We start from the raw sequence: 18,588 nt of genomic DNA, 5'->3' as shown, positions 1-18,588 counted from the left end.
AAAAAAACAGATCATTTATATGATTGCTCTTACCTTTTTCGCATTATAGCTTTGCAGTTCCCTTCAAACCTTGTATTTAAACTTATATCAATCAAAAACAAGGAAACAAATGATACTACAAAGAAGCACAAAAAGGTAAACACCCGGCAAAATATTAAAACGGAGCAACAGCTTTCCTTCGAATTCCTGCATTAAGGGCAATCTAACCAGGCGGATCATTGGTTGCAGAAAATGCAAATGTCACCGGATTTGTCTGGCAAGTCTCCCTAGTAAAAATAGATAAACAGTACTATATAAATGAAAAAATCAGTTCAGTTAAAAATAAGTCTTTCTCTAAGCCTGTTATTCACGTTTTTTGCGTATAATCATATAGCCGCCCAATGCGTAGCGCCATCTGTGGGTTGCAGCGGGGCAGACCGCAGCAATGCGTTTCTCAATGCTACCAACCCCAACACTATCGAGTACGATAATATCGTATCAACCTTCCATGGCACCCTGGCCCGCCAGGCAGATGGCAGCGTATGGGTTTGGGGGGAAAGAATGCATAATAACGGGAACGCCCATATTTTATCGCCACAGGCGCTAAATGCAACCAATTACCCCGGCTTAACCGGTGAGATACTAAAATTTACCGGAGGCTCCAATGAACTAAATGGGGGGCAGTATGCTGTTTTAACCACTACCGGCCTCTTTATCTGGGGTTCAATTGGAGATGCCCCTTTTGGAGGAGCGTTGAGAGGATTAGTGTCTCCACTCGTTAAAAGTACTACTGCGTTTGGCCCTGTATCGGTAGCGGGCAAGGCAGACGGGTTGCCTGCGGGCGTATCTCCGGCCGATGTAAAAATGCTGTTCGGTTCCAGTCACACGCTGGCTATTATTACTTGCGGTGGAGATGCCTATGTTCTATCTTTTTCTGGTAGCAAAAACGGGGACGGCACACCAAACGATGACGCTAATAGCCAGATATGGCACCATGTGCGTACTAACGAAGCCGGTAATCCATTTCTTACGGATGTGGTAGCACTAAGGGGCGTTTCAGGTGCGTTGGTTGCTTTAAAGCGCGACGGCTCCCTTTGGACATGGGGCGCAGCAACCTATTTGGGTGACGGCAGTGGATGGGCAGCAAGACCCTATGCTACAAAAATGACCTTACCCTCGCTGTTAGCAGGCGAAATGCCTAAAATGATAGGGATTACAACAGCGGGTGGCTCGCAAACTTATTATTTACTTACTACCGCAGGCAATTTGTTTGCCTTAGGATACAATGCCAATTATCAATTAGGAAACTTTAGTACTGCATTTTTTTCCAATTCGTGGGTACAATGTAAAAAATCAGCCGCTGCCGGCGATTATTTAACCAATGTAACCTGGATCAGCCCGCAGGAACATGATGCCAATATAGCTGCCATGAATGCGTTGACAGCGGACGGCACACTGTATGCATGGGGAAATAGTCCTTTTCAAATGCTGGGCACCACAACTACCAAAATGAACCCCACCGCAATGCCGGGCGGGTTGACCGCTGCTGATAAAATACTGGCTATAGAAACCGGGGGTCATACCAGCATTGTAGTAAAACAGTGTACCGGCCAATATGGATATATAGGACATAGAGTAAATGGCAGTATGGGCGATGGAACTGACGTGAACGAAGAAGAAAACACCTACAACTTTACCGAAACATCAGTACTTAATTTATGTGGCGCCATTTCAGGAGCCGCTGTACTATACCCGGTTACCGGTGATCTTACTATAGGGCAACCAACGCAACTCAGGTTTGCGCCAACCGGTGGCAGCTTTACTGTTACCGGGCCGGCTACAATAAGCAGCACAGGAGAGCTAATTGCAACCGGCACAGGAACTGTAAGTGTTACCTATAGCGTATACGGTGGTTGCGGTACCACCACCTCCTCTATTACTGTAAATGTTACCGCCAGCCTGGGTGTAGACTTTAGCGATATACAGGCCCGCCTCGCGGGTAACAGGCTTTATGTGGACTGGTCTACGATGAAGGAAGAAAATAATAGCCACTTTGAAATAGAAACTTCTGCAGACGGAAAAAATTTCACCAAAATAGGCGAAGTAAAAACCCAGGCAAACAATGGCAGTTCTTCCGTAACCCTACATTACAATTTCAACCAGGCCATAAGCAGTACGGCTATGAAACTCGGTGGCGGCCTCATTATCCTCGCTGCCTTGGCAATGGGCTTTAGAAGAAAGTTATGGGCTGCTATAGTGCTGGTGGTGGGCTCCGGCCTGTTCGTGGCCGGATGCGCCAAGAGTGATGGTGTAGAAAAAAATGATACTGAAGTGTTTGTACGTATTGCACAGGTAGATAAAGATGGTACAAGGTCTTACTCGAAAATTATAAGGGCCACTGAATAAGGTGCAAACTTTTTGTTTAGAAGGTAGAGTGCGGTTCCACCGGCCTTTCCAGGCTGGTATACCCACTCTTTTTAAGTTTTTCTTTTTTAACGGAGATGTTACCAGTTCAGGTTCGATCAAATGACATTAGATATAGCCGGTTGCCTATGAAAAAAGATACTAACCATTATCAAATAGAGATCAAACAAAAATTTTTTACAGGTTAATGTTTTGTTTTGATCAAAGTGGGTACTGCCGGCTGTTACAGGCCGGTATACCTGCTTTTTTATTGCGGCCGTTGCCCGCCTTAGTTAAACACTTAACAAGTAGAGATATAAAGTTGAAGAAGACACCAAAAAATATAAAAATCTCTCATGCAAAGCTCCCGGTGTTGTTTTTACATCTGCCGGGTTTGTTTTCAACACGCTAAATACTTGCCGTAGTAGTTTCATCCATTTATCGAGGCAGATCCATTCTTCAAAAGCCAACCCGCTTGCCAGACTTTTTACTTAATATCAATCCCTCAAACGTCTCTAATAACAAAAACAGGGTTTAACAAAAAGTTTATTAGCACCATCCTCTTGCCTACATAGCCAGTCAGTTGTGCCATTATTTCGTTGCTTCAGCAACACCCAATATCAAATAGACTTGAGATTGAGAATATTGTCAAAAACTAACTTTTAAAAAAGGGTGTTTTTCCCCTTGTATAACTCTTTTCAAATTCGGAAATTCAAACAAAAAAATATGGCAAAAAAGCAGAAGTACATTAGAATGAGGGCTCATTCTTTTTACCGCCTCATGCGGGCAATTAAAAATCATGAACTGGAAAATGAAGCAATATGGGTGGGCAAAAGAGCTGTAAGCGATTTTTTAACATTAAAATCCAACTACAAAATTTCTAGCGAGTCGGTTAAAGATGAAGTAAAAATAATGGTTCTGGAAACGGCGGGCGAAGCTGATCCCGATCCGGATCAGCTTGCTGATGATACCAAAATGTCGGATTTTGGATTTACCAATATACAACATATTGCTTTAACAGGAAAGCTAAATATCGTTATAGAGGATAATAATCCCTCTGCCACTCCTATTTCGGTAAATGAGGTTAAACAATTTGAAACTGTGCAAGATTGTGTTGATGCCGTATTAAATGCTATTAAAGAAATAAGATAATTAGTATGAAAGAATTTATACTGGCCCTCGCGCCTGGCTGTATAGCCAATAATATTCTTGCGCAAGCCGTAGAAAAAAAGAAAACTCCTACTCTCTGGGAGAGACTGGAGGTTGCTGAGTCGATGTCTACCGCCGAGCAAAAAGATGCACCGGCACAGTTTCAAATAACCCTTCCAAAGAAAGATACTGCCTCCTGGTTATTAAATCTGGGTGTATCGTATTTAATAAATCTCAAATCCCAAACAAGTATTTCAACGATTGAAGCAGAATACCACAGAAATACGTTAACCGATGAAGAACAAAATAACTTCCAGATCGGTTATGGATTAACACAAAAATTAGAAACATGGCTTTATTTAGACGCTGATGCAAAGTATGTTTATGATGGTGTAAAAATCAAAAACTCCCTTGCTTCCAACCTACTCTTTTCCCTTTATAACGATGGTGGACAAAATAGTTTGAATTTAAATGTGCCTAATTATTACAATGAGAAAAAACAAACACTTTGTATTACGCAATATTTCGGAGCACAGATTCAAAGTATATTTAAGGCGAAAAACGTAGCCAACGAGGGATTTATTTTGCGGCCATTATTTAATATTGGCGTTCAATATGACTTTAACAAGAAAAAAGATTCAACTGAAGGTAAATACACCAAGCCAAAACCACTAGTGGGTTTGTTTACCGACTACACCGGTAGAGTTGATGCCGTAAACTCTACTGACACCAGAGAGCATTACACCCAGCTATTTAAAGCTGGTATTGAGTATTTTCTTGCCTACCAACCTTTAAAAGTTTCAATAGGCGGTAGCTTTAATTACGGATCCGATCCCCGTGCCGGCTTAGAAAAGCAACAGTTTTGGCTAATTAGTTTAAACATAAGTAAAAGAACCCAATAGCAGGCAATCTTAAATAACTACTAAGGTGAGCAAAATTTAAGGAAGTTAAAACAAGATAGCAAGAATAAAGGCCCGTCCTGAAAAGAACCGGCCTTTGCTAACCTATGAAAAACACTATCTTTTATTTATTATAGTTCTCGTCTGTTTATGCTACTTACATTGTGACTATTCAGCCAGCTACCAAAGTCGTCAGCAGATTCTGGAGTGTAGTGAACAATTTTGCCACATTTTAATAATATGCTAAAGAGCCTAGAAGCTTGAATATATTTTTCTAATTCACAGGCCTCATACTCAAAATCCGGATAGGTAGCGCTGGGTATCATTCTAATGGTTACTTGCCAATACAAATATAATGAAAAAAATATATAATTAAATAGATCGTTATCTTTTTTTCAATCTTACATTAGGTATCGGGCCTTGCGAAAATAACTGATATAGAGAAGGTATACTAAAGGATAAAGCAATTTCGAATGATACTACAATTAGACAATATTTTAAGAACAGCTAGGGTTTTATGGGCGCTGTTATCAATGAAAATTTTGAGTCGGTATACCATTGCTTCGAGAATGGTGTAGGTGATAAAGTCGATTTTGTTGCCGCTACATCACAGGGATATTCTTTTGGAGAAAAGCACGCAAATATTAGTATTGTAAAAAAAATTATATGGGAGGAGATGCTGTTTGAAAACCACAAACCTATTTTTTATGATTTAAGAGAGGCTTTCGACACAGCAAATAAAGACGGTATAGAAGTAGGTCTAATATACACCTACCTGATAACCTGATCGCTAAAAATTCTTAGGTCTACTCCACTTTTCAATGCTGCAAAATTTTGTAGTTCTTGTTGGTGCCGACATGCCCCAATCTTTACATATCAGTTAGCCTCACTAACGCAGCAAGAATATAGTCAAGAATTTACAGTGCTCCAGGCGGGACTTGAACGCCTTTAATAATCAATTATTTACACGACCAATGTGTCAAATGTGTGTCGTAATTCCTAAAAGAACCAAGTACTGTGCTCCTTTCGCACGCTTTTCAACGCTTTTACCCGTTGTCGTTGTAAAGATAGAAAACCAATTCTTGTCTTCAAAAAATTTAGGTCGAAAGTACAAGAAACACGTGGTGTTCACCTAATCAGGCTTACTAAAAATAATCGTTTACCCTACGACGGTTACACTAATGAGATAAACCTCGATTATATATTTAGTAAATTAATCCTCCCATATTATACTTAAAGCTTTGTCTTGATATGGGATGCAGTGTTCATAAAACGATCTATTGATTGCATCGTCTTTTACATAATTGAACCAATCGATGGCCCATACTTTTTCAGTGGTGTAAATGTCTTTGGTATTGGCCTTATAAAAGTACTCGCCCATAACTGTGTTTACGGGTACTTCCCACCCATTAATCAACCATTTATATGGGAAATCGTCACTTTCGAGTTTCCATTTAATCTGTCCCTTTTCTGAGTAAACGATCATAATAGGATGGTTTCCTATTTGGGCAAACCTAAAAGCACACGCTGTTCTACTAACTTTATATCGCTTGCAAAGACAATCAAGTAAATCGAAACTAAATTTTTGTCGAAAAATGTCTTCTTTAAACCTGGACTCAGGCATTAAAAGGCATGATGCAAAATAATCTGCTTCTCTTTCAATAGTGTTAAATTGCTTAATTCCAATTTTTGAGGGATGAGGTTCGAGGAGCCCTTGTTTTAAACCTACGCGATGAGCATCGATGAAGTAATGCCCTAGCTCATGTGCTAATGTAAATCGCCCCCTTTCGGAATCAATTCGATTGCCATTATCCGTATTGAGATGTACGTAAAAACAGCCGTCATCATACACCGTCATGCCATCAAACGTGCCCTTTTCATAGCTGTCATAGAACAGTTTCAAACCTTCTCTTTCGGCTATAAAGTTAATAGGGGTTACTTTATCAACATGTTGTAGTGCAATGAACTCCGCTAACTCTTTGATATGCTTTAAGGGAGTGTTATCAATCATTCTTTTTATGGTTGGCCTTCATCTTGTTAATGATATGTTGAGGCAAGTTACTTCCTTTCCTCGCTACCATTTTCAATTCCTGTATTTCTGAGGCAAGCTGTTCACTGTTTCCAGTTTTCAGTTTTTGTATTTTCTGAAGGCCTCTTCTTATTATTGCTTCGGGATTTTCCCAATCATTTGGGGTTTCATTAAGATCAATAATATTGAACTTTTCAAATTCCTCAACTTCCTTAGCCGTTGTGGGGAAAATCAAACCTTTAGCCTTGAATAAATCGACCAACCGTTTTTTATCTGACATCTTTTAAAGGTTTTAATTGGGAATGTTTTGCAAAATATTCTATGATTTTCTTTTCACTTCGCTTTTTTATTTGCCTAATGTTCTCTCTGGTTGTATCATGGATTTTGCACAAGCGATCCAAAACGCCGGATGGTGTATTTTTACCTTCTTCGTAGTACAAATACAGGGTCCATAATATTTCTCGATCTCTTTCTGATAACGTATTTAATGCATCGTTCATTGTCTTAAGATTCACGCTTGCGAAAAAAGTCTCGTCGATTTCTTCACTCTCCAGTGATGAGTCGGCGGTAACCATCGTCAATGGAGTAGACTTTCCGAAGTATTCGTCTAGTAACCTGGTCAGCTCATTGCGTGCCACGGTTGATAACCACCCCTTGAACGGCCTATCGTCAGTCGCGGTATTAGGAAAAGTAAACCTGCGCGGATTTTCGTATAAAGTATAAAATGTGTTGTTCAAAACAGTATTTAATACTTGCTCATCATAAATCCCCATCCTTTGTAAACCGGCCGCTACAACTGACGCGAGAAATCGACTATACTCTCTATACAGCGTTGTGAAGGCCGTAAGAGCGTTACCTTCTGAATCTGTCTTCTCAGAAAGAGCTTGCAACATGTTTTCTATCTCAATTACAGTCATTCCGGTGAATACGTAATAAAATTCCGTGACAAATTACATTTTTTTGATCAATGTCACGCTTTTTACTTTAGTTTTTATATGCACGTGCATATGTTGGCAGAGACTCTACGCCAGTAAGTTAGAGAATTTTAAAACCTTAAAATTAAATCAACATGGCAACTAACCCGCCCAAAGACAATTCACGAAAAGGCGCTGTCCGGGAGCGCTCCCAAACCTATAACCCTAAAACGGATACTTGGGTAAAAAGGGATACGAATACCGGCCGGTTTATGGATCAAAAGACATCCGACAACAAGCCATTCAAAGGCGTTCGGAAGGAGAATTAGTATTTGACTTGTAAGCGAGAGGGGCGAAAAAAGCCCCTCTCTTTAAAAACAATTATTTATGGCGGGAGGCTTAACGACAATAGCAGCGCTTTTCAAACCACTCCTCAGCAAAGGGGCATCTGTAGCCTGGGAGAATCGTAAACATTTGAGTTTGTTCTTTAAAACGAAGCTGGGTAAATACAAAAAAAAAGACATCCGCTTCTCGATGAGCGGTTTGTATAAAATACAAATCCCTGACACTAATAAGTACTTGCTTGTTATGAATCGAAGAATAGAGAATCAGCTTCAGCCAGTCGGTGGATCTTATAAGCGTTATGGAGATGACAGCCTATTCAATAAATGGGGGTACCGGCCGGACAACAGGAAGAATGGTTTGGACGTAGACGAACAAAGTGCGTCAGATCTTAGATTTATGATAAATGGTAAACATGTAGTAGACGTATTGAACTGGTTCGAAACAAGTAGAGAAAGGGAGACCGAGCCGCGTAGAGAATTTAAGGAAGAATTACTCGACACAGGGATACTTGATCCAGCAGTTTTCCAACATATCAACCAAAAGCATATTAGGAGATATTCAAAGACTCTTTCGTGGAGCGAGTATTTCAGTTGCTTCGAAATACTAATATACGACGTTTTTGAGCTACTCCCGAATGACGACCAAAAGAAGGCGCTTATCAAACTATCCGAACAAAAAAATGACTTATCGAAGGGCTTCGCAATAGTCAGCTGCGACGATATTGAACAATTAAGACTTATAGAGGGTAGTAAGCAAATTGCTCGAATAGGGCACCATACAAAGTTATTAATCAATAAAAATTTTTAGGATGATTGACATATTCAATAACTATCCGCTACAGCGTGAAGAACTATTGGCGAGGATCGCACAGGAATTGCAATTGGACAAAACAAGATTGGATCGGATGGAGTCCGCCTACCATGCCATCGCCGAACTGCTACGAAACGACGAGGATTTTTTTGACGGCTTAGTCATTGAGGTCTATGCACAGGGATCAAAACGAATAGGAACAACAGTGAAGCCAATAAATAATGAAGATTTTGACCTCGACACGGTGTTGCATATTTATGATCCTTACTATAACCACTCTTCAGAGCAAATATATAATGCGCTCGTAAGAGCATTGGAAAAGGACGCTTATTACAAATCAATTATGCAGAAGAAAAAAAGGTGTGTACGGCTTAATTATAAAGGCGATTTTCATATAGATATCCTACCGGCGTGCATGCCTAATGTAAACGAGAAAGAAGTGATTATGATTCCAGAGAAGGCGCTTAAAAGCTGGTCGTCCGGCAATCCGAAAGGTTTCGCGAATTGGTTTATAACTATTGCGAATTCGGTATCGCAATCTATGCTCAGAAAATTCTCGACGGTATTACTTGAAGCCCAAATCGAAACTGAACCACTACCAGAGGAGCTATACTTGAAAACTCCCCTTCAACGAGCAGTTCAGCTGCTCAAGCGTTATAGAGACATTTATTTTCAGAATAAAGACTACAGAGTTTCGAGCGTCGTTATTACAACTTTGGCTGCTCAATTTTATCAAGGAGAAAACTCGATTTTCGAAGCGATTGACAATATAGTATTGCGAATAAAAGCTGAATATTCAGAATCTTTAAACAAGGGATACAGGTTTAAGGTATTAAACCCTGTTAATAAGGAAGAAGATTTTACCGATTCTTGGACCAGCGTTCACTACCAGTGCTTCTACGACTTTGTAATTGATTTTCATAAAAAATGGCAGAAACTGAAAACCTCTTTTGAAACAAGCAAAGATGATTACATCCAATTATTCGGCGAAGGAATTTATAAAAAATCGCTCAATGAACAATTTAGGGCTTTTTCAAAGTCGACCGGTAATTCCTTCGTAACATCAAGCAGTTTGATTACAAGTGGAGTCGCTTACACAAATTCGCAAGGAAATATAAATGCCAGCCAAGGAATTAAAAATGGATCACATCACAATTTTGGAGGACAGTATTAGAAAAGACCATCGGAAAAATTGGTACATTTTCCTAAATGTTCAGAAGCTTTTAGTTGAACGACATTTTAGCTGGTTGAAGCTTGAAATTAATACTAAAGAGAGAAGTTTGGAAGGTAAAGGCATTCTCTGTATCGGAAAAAATAGATATCAGATCAGGCTTAGCTATTCACCATATCACGTTTATAGGTATGATCGGATATACCTTGTCGATTCTTCCTTGATTTATAATGACGATATACATTTGTACGCCGATCTTTCGCTTTGTTTATATCATCCGAAAATTGATCAATCGCCATTGTGTAAAATTTCTCTTTACACTATGATACCCTGGATTAGTGAATGGATCATCTTCTACGAGCAATGGCGTAAGTATGGCGTTTGGTTCGGGAAAGAGATAAAACACACTTAGATACTGACAACTGTTCATCCGCTTGAGGAGCTGACAGTAGGACGGGCGTGAACCATATTGTTGCATTATTGATTCCATGTAAAATCAAAGTAACAGTCAGATTGGATCAGCTTAGAAACGATGTCAAATATCATTGATTTTTTTGTTCAAATCCAACTCCAGCTCTTCTACGGTTGGTAAGCTACTTTTAAAGTTATCTGGAAGATTTTCGAGCAGCTGAAATTCGCTTACTCCCATTGGTTTGTTAACGTCGCGCAGAGCAAATTCTGCTTCAATATTATTCTTATCGCGACATAGTAAAATGCCGATAGTTGGATTATCATTATGCTCTTTTACTTGGTGATTAATCTAACCACTTATCTTTACTGAAAACATAAAGCCTTAAAAACTAATTAATGACAAGATTTTATTAATTTTATATTACACCAAACTATATACCCAAACATGACTATACCATTCCTTATGATTATTGACTACGTGTTCAGCCTTCAAAGGTTATTGGAGAGATTCTCCAAATAGCTCTCATTTCGTGTACTGTTATTCTTCACTAATTAAAAGGGGAAGTACAAAGTAGACCGCTAGAACGAGCCTAATAAATATAAAATCATGAGATGTATTTACATACCCTGACATACGGGATCGTACAATTGCGGCATCTATTGTCCAGGTTGGGTAAGGTGCTCTTCAAAATATTAAACTTGTTGACGTTTGTACAGAAAGTAGGATTATGCAAATCACTCTTGCACATGGTGTACTGGCTGACGGAGAGTCATTGAATCAAAAGAAGAATAAAATGAACGTTTATATCAAAATATACCCAGCCAAAAACGGCGATTGCTTCTTGATAAGTTTTGGAGAAACCACAGCGGAGAAAAAGCATTTACTTATTGACTGTGCCTACGTTGATACTTTCCAAAACTATCTAAAGGATGATTTAATACAAATTGGTAAAAGCGGAGGAACCCTTGAAAAGCTAATTCTGACACATATTGACGCGGACCATATTCAGGGAGCAATAAGACTTTTCAAAGACAATAATGCTGAAAAGTTTATAGTAATAAAAGAAGTTTGGCATAACACATATCGCCATCTCTGTGTGCAAAAGGAAGGTGAAATAGATATAAAGCAAGAGCGAATTTTACAACAGATAATTCGAAGAGGATATCCCCAAAGCGAAAGCAAACAGGGAGATAAAGGAATCAGTGCAGAGCAAGGAACAACAGTGGGCGCATTACTGCTGCAAGGAAAATATTCATGGAATAGCGACTTTAATAATCAGGCCGTTTGTATTGAACAAAGGCCCGAAATTAAACTAGATGCCGATACTAATATCTATCTTCTCTCCCCTGACAAGCAAAAGTTAGAAAAGTTGAAGGATCTATGGACTGATGAATTAAAAAGGTATGGTGCTAATTTCAATTCGGGCAATTCGCAACTATATGATGATGCATTTGAAATGCTTGTGTCATGGGAGCAAAAGAAGGCTAAAGTAGCCCCAAAGCCAATTTCCGGCGCAAAAGAAACACTCGAAGAATTATTAAAAACACCTTTTGATGAAGACAATACGGCTACAAATGGCAGTTCTATTGCCTTTATTTTACAGGTTCAAAACAAAAGAATACTTTTTCTTGCCGATGCTCACCCTGGCTTGATAGTTCAGTCCCTTAATGAATACCAAAACGAAGGCACAATAATCTTTGATTTAATAAAAGTTTCCCATCATGGCAGCTTTGGTAATATCAGCCGTGAGTTGTTAAATAAAATTGATTCGGAAAGGTACCTTATCTCCACTAATGGCCAAAAGCATAGTCATCCGGACAAGGAAACGATAGCACACATCATTACCAGGAAAGCGGATTTTCATAGGAAATTATACTTTAACTATATCACTGCTAATTCAACATATTTTGATAGGGAAGATTGGAAGGAGAAATGTAATTACTCAATCCACTACTTAGATCAGCAGCCTTACACTCTTACAATATGAATCAAAAAATATTAAACCCAAAGCAAATAGAAGTAGCAACCGTGCAGCTCTGCGGAGGCAAGTCAGGCACGGCCTTTTTTGTTGCTGCTGAAGGAGATAAACAAATCTTACTTACATCTGAGCATAATCTGTCGGAAGGACAACCAGTAAAGCTATATCTAAATGGTAAGGAAGTAGAGGCGGAAATCTTGGAAAGAATATCAGATCGTGATGTTGCGATACTGGAACTTAAAAATAAACCTGAAACTATTATTCCTGGCCTTCCTTTAAAAAAAATAGAAATTTCCTACGATGAAAATTGGGAAACTTATGGATTCCCAACACAAAGGATAGACTCTGGTGGAAGATATACAGGTAATGTCTCTCGGACTAATAATAATGGTACAAAATGGAATGTGGAATTAGAATGTGAGCAATACAACAATCTCGATCAATTTGATGGATTGTCAGGCTCGCCATTGGTAATGAATGGGCATGTAGTAGGTGTTATTGGCTATGATACCGTAGGGACACTTGGCGCAACAAGTATCGGTAGTATTGCTGAGATATTGAACAAGCACCATATCATAGTTACTGTCGATAAAGGGCACGCTATACCAGATTCGATTGAAAGCGATATATCAGACACCACGCCCAATGAGGAAGTGTTGCAAAATATAAATGATGTAGTTGCGGCGCAAATTGATGGGAGTTATTTTTTGGTAAGTGGTAGCCCGGGTTCAGGCAAAACTACAATAGCTGCCCAATTGGAATTTGAGGTTGGCAATCATGTAATAAGTGACCGATTTTTTGTAAAGGTTCCGGAGAGCGAAGAAATTCCAACACAAATCAGGGCAACACCGGATTTCTTTATGAAATGGGTAGAGGAAGTTTGTCATCGTACTCTATATAACAGTCCGCCACCCAAGCCCAAGGCTGAAAAAACATTAAATGACAGGATAATAGAAATTCACCAGGCGATACAGCAGTTATCCTTGCATTATCAACAACAAGGGAAAATAGCTTTTTTGATCGTAGACGGTTTGGATGATGTTAGCGAATCCAAAATAGAGAACTTTCTCTCCGTGTTGCCTGTTAAGTTACCTCCACGCATCAAGGTGATTTTCTCATGTACATCAAAAGAGTTATTACCTAATGCATTCCAGACCGCAATTGATGCATCAAAAGAAATTAAGGTTACGCCACTGTCAATTCAGAATGCGGAGAAATATCTTTCCGAACATGTAGCAGAAAGAGGACTCAATGCAAATCAAATAGCTGCACTGGCACAAAAATCAGAAGGGCATCCTCTTTATCTAAGGTATTTGACAAAGTATATTTTGGGGATGGAAGAAATACCTTCCATTGATGATTGGATCAGTTCGATTCCTGTAATTGGCGGAGAAATAGAAAACTATTATAACAAAATCTGGCTGCAAATAGACGATCACCCGGAAGAAATCTGGCTTGCGGCGACTTTATCAAGGTTAAGAGTACCGGTAGATAAGAAAACCTTATCAGAAATACAGCCGGACGCTACGAAACACAGTTTCCTGTCGAGTTTTAAGAAGATCGAACACTTGTTAAGAGACAATGAAGCTATAAGTATCTATCACACCTCTTTTTCTGATTTTGTAAATAAAAAGACAGATGAATCAGACGAACAGGTACATAAAAACATAAGTAATTATATTCAAAAACACCCTCAGACAAATTTTAGTCTGTCCGAGAAAGTGTATCACTTGGCACATGGAGATGAGCAAAGCAAAAGAAAAGCATTAGACGAGTGCAACCAGGCATGGATTGATGACTGTGCACTGAACAGTATTAACCCTGATATTGTTTTGGTAGACGTTAAAAATGTAATTGGTCTTGCTGCTGAATTGGGGATAGCTCACAAAGTCATTTCTTTATTGCTTCTTTCGCAGCGGGTGAATTTTAGGTACAATACACTTTTTCAGGAAAACGCCATTTTCCTTGTAAATGCTTTATTGGCTTTGGGCAGACCGGAAGAAGCGATAAGGTATGTTGTACGCAATAAAACACTAATCACTGCTGATGGAGATGCATTATACCTTCTACAAAAATTTTACGAGTATGAGGCAGATGAAGAAGCTGAGATCTTACTGAATGCGATTAACCAAACCTGCAGAAATATACTTGACTCAGGTCTGGAATCTGATTCATTCAATCGATTTATTCATTTAAAATGTAGTGCTGTTACCCTATCTTCAAATGCAGACTTTAAAGAGGCGTACCGCGAATTTGGCCATATTAAAAATATTGCCATTAAAATGATTCAAACAAGCGGGAATCCACCTGAAGCGGTTCACAAATTTAAAGACGATGTTGGCTCGTATAACAGCGGCTATTTCATTTGGCGATTTGATATACCTCCATTCACTAAACTCACAGAAGACAAATTTAAATTTGATGAAAAGTCAAGCGGCTTTATCGCACTGAGTATCTATCATGCATTAGAATTTCAGGAAAAAAGCCCCATAGTTAAAACAGAAGATAATATTCCTGCCTGGATAGAAGATTTAGAGTACGTGATTGACAAGTATGGTACTCATCCTGACTATCATTTCTTTTTGCTTTATCTTCTATTGGGAAGATCAAAGAGGTTTGATCTCATCGAGAATGTTTACAAGAACGTCTTTCCAGGTGCCGAAGAATTCGATTTGCGAAAAGAAAATGGCGTTGACTTAAATCATCAATCCATACATCGGTTTACGCTCAATGCAGAATGTCTTGGGTATTTTGATACTATAAACCAATATCCGGCACTTCCACAATATGGATACTCATCCAATTGGGAAGAAAATATAAAATCTGTTTTTAAATATCTATGCTTCCTGGCAGGAAAAGTAAAGCGTTATAAAATTGATGGCAGGAATGAAGAAATTAAACAGCTTCAGAGCAAACTAACTGCTTTAATTGAAAAGCTAATTCCGGACTTAAGGGATAGGATAAATTGGAAAAGAAGCTATGCCCTTCCTGAATTGATTTACCCGGTCATCTACAAAAGCCTGATTCATTTACTGATTGATGCTTTCCCCGATTATATTCCTGTTTTTGTTGAGCAGATAGTCAACAAGAAGTCATATCAGCTTGGGGTATACACCGAAGGTTATACCGATATCTTGTTTGTTATTGCCAGGGCATTAGCTAAGCAACCTGAACATGAGGTTCCGGCCTTTAAAGTGGCAAAAGTGTTAGAAGAGCATATTGTAAACACTGTAGAAAATAGATGGGAAAGAAATGAATACCTGTTGAGATTAGTTGAATTGTATGCGTTCCTGAAGAATGATGATAAGGCTAAACAAGTTTTTAAGGAAATGATTGACACCTCAATGGGGCCATCATGGTACAAAGAAGCTCAATTGGGAATTATTAATACTGCTGTTTCAAATATTGTCCCTAAGGATGGCAACCTTTCCTATCTTCAGAAATTCGCAGCGCATCTTCATAATGCATCCGGCGAGATGACATTTCAACGATATGTGAAACAGCAACAGGAGGAGTTTGTCGGTGACTTGGCTAAGGTCGGGTTTTTAAATAAGTCAATAGAATACTTTAAACACTTGTTGCTTCCGGATCACCAAACTATTATAACCAATGCTGAGTCGGGGGAAGTCGATATGCCTTACACAGGCGAGGGATACGTATTAGGAGCCAGGGCAATCGAGGAGCAGAGTGCTATAATGGACATGCTGCGGAATATTAAAGATTCAGGTTCTCTTATCGTTTGGGGACTAAGTGAATTGTTTATGCTTGGGGATGATAGATATATCAGAGGTTATGCAAAGATTCAGGCAGGTATTCTGAACCATTTAGAAAACAGTGAACCAGGAAAGTCAGACATAGTATTTAAGCGCCTAGCTCGGTTTGTGGTTGCCGAAATAAGCGATGAATTTCGATATGAATACCTGCGGGAATTGTTTAGCGAATTGAGTACTTCAAATTTTGAGAAGGTGAAACCGTATTTAGAAGCGGTTGGAATGCAACCAAATCAACCCCAAAAAGAAGAAGCTGAAGAAGAAAGAAAACCTTCAACTCGTACAAAAGAAAAAGAAAACCCTCTGGATGGATTAATTATAGCAAAAGAAGAAGCGCAGAGGAAGATTAACACAGAAAATAAAAGTGGTGCAAGAAAAGTTATAGTAGACGCATTGCAAAAAGTTCAGGATGAAAAATATGGAATATGGTCGTTTAACTACTCAAATAAAATCAATGACATAAGAAATCTTTTTTCCGAAACTTACAATAACTCTGCAGAATTTATCAAAGACATAAAACAACTGATTATTAATGAGCCCTATTTTGAAGAATGGGTAATCGCCAATCAAATCATTGCTTTGCTTCGGAACATAAATGATGAACACGAAAAGCAGTTAATCTTAGAAGCTGTTCTTGAGCATATTAATTTGATGGTGAGAACGGGCCAGCATTTTTATGACAGGTACCAATGGATGAATAAAGGAGCCGATAAAGTAAACACCCATGAACAAGATGAGCATTTACTGAAGTTCCTTATTTGGTTTTTAAATCATCCGTCATTAATTGTAAAAAATAGAGTTATTGAAACTTTGGTTTGGCTCGGCTCCGTTAACCCAGGCATTCTTGTTCAAGCTCTAATGAAAGAAATACTTAGTGACGGCTATAGCATTTCAAAAGAACTTTCAGCTTCTGTTATTCATCAGCTCTCAAATTTAAATCCTGATGGTTTTGCCGAAAATCTGAAAGCTGCTTTGGAAGAAAGGGAACAAGAGCTATTGAAACTTAATCACTTTATGATAATAGAGGCCATTCTTGCATCTCTTACCGAGCTTAAAAATAAGGGCATTACTTATCTTGATGAGTTGATTGCAAAGTTTAAACAAACTTTTGCTGCATCTAATAAGAGCAAAGGGGAAATAGTGTTTGAAGAAGAGTATTTGGAACCTATAAGTGACCCAATATATGAGCTTAATGAGCTAAATATTTTAACCAAACAGTTTGCTGAAACATTGGTGGGACAGGTAAAAAGATTAGCCCCAATATCTATTGAGGATAGTCTGAAAGCAAGTGAGTATATTGATCGAAGTTTTAACGATCATAACGACATCTCCCTTGTTTCGGATTTTGATACACTTTTGAGATATGCTTTGAATGTTGCTGTGTATACTTGCACTACACTTAGTGACACAGAGAAAGTTGCTAATATATTGCGGTTTTATCAGCCAACCTTTCCCGAAAACAACTTAATACCCCAGTTTAATAGTAGTAATGAAAGTTTTGAAAATGCCGTAAAGGATTTTTTTGAAACTGGAAATATTGCTTTTGACAAACTATTAGTTAACAATGAGCTTCCATTAAACTATTATGCTGAAGAACACTCGGAATCTCGCCGCAGCGCTAAAGAGAAAATAGAGCTCACGGCATACTTGATCCCAGTAGCAAAATTCTCTGAAAAACGCCACTCTTATCCTTGGCCAACTTTCCCTGCGAATGGTTACCCAAGTAGCGTCTTGCATGAGGAGGAAAATGTAATTCCGTTATTCATCAAAAGTGAATATGCAGGTAATGTTACCGGAAGTGAGTTAGTACCAGCTGTAATGAGTGAAATTTTAGGTACTCTAATCCCCAATCTCAAAGACAATACTAAATCGGGATACTGGCGAAAAGGAAGAAATTGGGACAACAGGGAACAGGGCGTTGCTGAAAAAACAGGTTATTGTACAACCGTGACCAAAGACAAAATGGAAGCACTACAATCTGGGTATAAATTGATTTGGCAAATATATTATAGAAACAATTCCAGATACATTGATGTGTTTGAACAAAAGGAAATAAAATGATGATTACTCCAAACAACAGAAAAGAATTTGAAAGGAATATTTTTCTATTAACAGAAAGAATTCGTATCGGCAAACTGCATTTACCGCCGGATAAAAGTTTAATGCGAAGCTTAGTTAATATGAAACGGATTCCCAACAAGCGAGTTGCTTTTCATTCAATTAATGAATCAGCAAGATTAATGGCAAACTCTACAGCAAACTTCGATAGACCAGAATTTAAAAACAGAAAAAATGCCGAACAGTAGAAAAGAATTTGAACGTAATATGCATTTTTTGTCCGAAGGTTTTGAAAGAGATCAGGTAATGATCAACAGCTCGAACATCAAATCAATAAAAGGAATAGAAAATGCAAGATTAGCGCCTAACAGGAGAGGCAATCTTCATACAGTTGATGAAATGGCCAGGTTGATGGCAAACACAGTTGCCAATATGGTGCAACAAAAGGAATTAAAATCAAAAGAAAATGGAGAAGAGTAAATATGGAATGCCTCCACCAAAAACCAGAAGGGAATTTGAGCACAATCTTTTCCTATTGGCAGAGGATACCCATCGAATTGTTGAAAGCGGTGACGATGATTTATTCAGAAATTTTTTGTGGTCTACATAGCCGCATATAAAAAACATAAAAAACCATCCGAATGGCCGGCCGAACTTTTTGACGATAGATG

At 38.6% G+C, this 18,588-nt stretch carries 16 protein-coding genes; 12 read left to right on the top strand and 4 right to left on the bottom strand.

The window, feature by feature from the left end; all coding sequences use genetic code 11:
- Positions 1-297: 297 nt before the first annotated feature.
- From ACLOAU_RS16365 to ACLOAU_RS16350, 4 genes are all read left to right on the top strand, one after another.
- Positions 298-2,385, top strand: a complete 2,088-nt coding sequence (locus ACLOAU_RS16365; RefSeq protein WP_427862976.1) for a hypothetical protein — start codon at positions 298-300, stop codon at positions 2,383-2,385.
- Positions 2,386-3,108: 723 nt separating this feature from the next.
- On the top strand, positions 3,109-3,534 hold the full coding sequence (locus ACLOAU_RS16360) for a hypothetical protein (RefSeq protein ID WP_427862975.1): 426 nt from the start codon (positions 3,109-3,111) through the stop codon (positions 3,532-3,534).
- Between the two features lie 5 nt (positions 3,535-3,539).
- A complete protein-coding gene (locus ACLOAU_RS16355) occupies positions 3,540-4,433 on the top strand; it encodes a hypothetical protein (protein ID WP_427862974.1) in 894 nt (297 codons plus the stop codon).
- Positions 4,434-4,947: 514 nt separating this feature from the next.
- Positions 4,948-5,217 (top strand): hypothetical protein, encoded by a 270-nt coding sequence (locus ACLOAU_RS16350; RefSeq protein WP_427862973.1) that lies wholly within the window; start codon positions 4,948-4,950, stop codon positions 5,215-5,217.
- 426 nt (positions 5,218-5,643) lie between these two features.
- Here ACLOAU_RS16350 and ACLOAU_RS16345 read toward each other — a convergent pair whose 3' ends face one another.
- The 3 genes from ACLOAU_RS16345 to ACLOAU_RS16335 are packed head-to-tail and all read right to left on the bottom strand — an operon-like array spanning position 5,644 to position 7,376.
- Positions 5,644-6,441: an ImmA/IrrE family metallo-endopeptidase gene (locus tag ACLOAU_RS16345; RefSeq protein WP_427862972.1), complete on the bottom strand. Its 798-nt coding sequence runs from the start codon at positions 6,439-6,441 to the stop codon at positions 5,644-5,646.
- Entirely contained in the window at positions 6,434-6,739 is a 306-nt protein-coding gene (locus ACLOAU_RS16340; protein WP_427862971.1) for a hypothetical protein, read from the bottom strand. The genes ACLOAU_RS16345 and ACLOAU_RS16340 overlap by 8 nt, the downstream gene beginning before the upstream one ends.
- Positions 6,729-7,376 carry a sigma-70 family RNA polymerase sigma factor gene (locus tag ACLOAU_RS16335; RefSeq protein ID WP_427862970.1) on the bottom strand — a complete coding sequence of 216 codons (648 nt, stop codon included), beginning with the start codon at positions 7,374-7,376 and terminating at the stop codon, positions 6,729-6,731. Before ACLOAU_RS16335 ends, ACLOAU_RS16340 begins: the two co-directional genes overlap by 11 nt.
- Before the next feature lie 152 nt (positions 7,377-7,528).
- Here ACLOAU_RS16335 and ACLOAU_RS16330 point away from each other — a divergent pair, with 152 nt between their 5' ends.
- Genes ACLOAU_RS16330 through ACLOAU_RS26305 form a run of 4 tightly spaced genes read left to right on the top strand, consistent with a single transcriptional unit; the run spans position 7,529 to position 10,111 of the window.
- Positions 7,529-7,702, top strand: a complete 174-nt coding sequence (locus tag ACLOAU_RS16330; RefSeq protein WP_427862969.1) for a hypothetical protein — start codon at positions 7,529-7,531, stop codon at positions 7,700-7,702.
- A gap of 58 nt (positions 7,703-7,760) precedes the next feature.
- Positions 7,761-8,525, top strand: coding sequence for an SMODS-associated NUDIX domain-containing protein (locus tag ACLOAU_RS16325; RefSeq protein ID WP_427862968.1), 765 nt, complete (start codon positions 7,761-7,763; stop codon positions 8,523-8,525).
- Between the two features lies 1 nt (position 8,526).
- On the top strand, positions 8,527-9,702 hold the full coding sequence (locus ACLOAU_RS16320) for a nucleotidyltransferase domain-containing protein (protein WP_427862967.1): 1,176 nt from the start codon (positions 8,527-8,529) through the stop codon (positions 9,700-9,702).
- Positions 9,647-10,111, top strand: coding sequence for a type II CBASS E2 protein (locus ACLOAU_RS26305; protein WP_490390943.1), 465 nt, complete (start codon positions 9,647-9,649; stop codon positions 10,109-10,111). The genes ACLOAU_RS16320 and ACLOAU_RS26305 overlap by 56 nt, the downstream gene beginning before the upstream one ends.
- Before the next feature lie 123 nt (positions 10,112-10,234).
- On the opposite strand, the gene ACLOAU_RS16315 is transcribed toward ACLOAU_RS26305, so the two are convergent.
- Complete coding sequence (locus ACLOAU_RS16315; protein ID WP_427864298.1) at positions 10,235-10,459, bottom strand: PDDEXK nuclease domain-containing protein; 225 nt, start codon at positions 10,457-10,459, stop codon at positions 10,235-10,237.
- Between the two features lie 379 nt (positions 10,460-10,838).
- Between ACLOAU_RS16315 and avs1a the strand changes: the two genes are divergently transcribed.
- Genes avs1a through avs1c (ACLOAU_RS16295) form a run of 4 tightly spaced genes read left to right on the top strand, consistent with a single transcriptional unit; the run spans position 10,839 to position 18,397 of the window.
- Entirely contained in the window at positions 10,839-12,098 is a 1,260-nt protein-coding gene (gene avs1a, locus ACLOAU_RS16310) for an AVAST type 1 anti-phage system MBL fold metallo-hydrolase Avs1a (RefSeq protein ID WP_427862966.1), read from the top strand.
- The gene (locus ACLOAU_RS16305) at positions 12,095-17,920 is read left to right on the top strand and encodes a S1 family peptidase (protein ID WP_427862965.1); all 5,826 of its coding nucleotides are present in this window, start codon (positions 12,095-12,097) and stop codon (positions 17,918-17,920) included. Before avs1a ends, ACLOAU_RS16305 begins: the two co-directional genes overlap by 4 nt.
- A complete protein-coding gene (avs1c, locus tag ACLOAU_RS16300; protein ID WP_427862964.1) occupies positions 17,917-18,165 on the top strand; it encodes an AVAST type 1 anti-phage system protein Avs1c in 249 nt (82 codons plus the stop codon). The genes ACLOAU_RS16305 and avs1c (ACLOAU_RS16300) overlap by 4 nt, the downstream gene beginning before the upstream one ends.
- The gene (avs1c, locus tag ACLOAU_RS16295; RefSeq protein ID WP_427862963.1) at positions 18,152-18,397 is read left to right on the top strand and encodes an AVAST type 1 anti-phage system protein Avs1c; all 246 of its coding nucleotides are present in this window, start codon (positions 18,152-18,154) and stop codon (positions 18,395-18,397) included. The genes avs1c (ACLOAU_RS16300) and avs1c (ACLOAU_RS16295) overlap by 14 nt, the downstream gene beginning before the upstream one ends.
- Positions 18,398-18,588: the final 191 nt, after the last annotated feature.

It is taken from the genome of Paraniabella aurantiaca, from assembly GCF_050309965.1.
Taxonomy (GTDB): Bacteria; Bacteroidota; Bacteroidia; order Chitinophagales; family Chitinophagaceae; genus Niabella.
The sequence above is the reverse complement of the archived record's forward strand: the minus strand, read 5'-3'. Positions and strand labels throughout refer to the sequence as shown.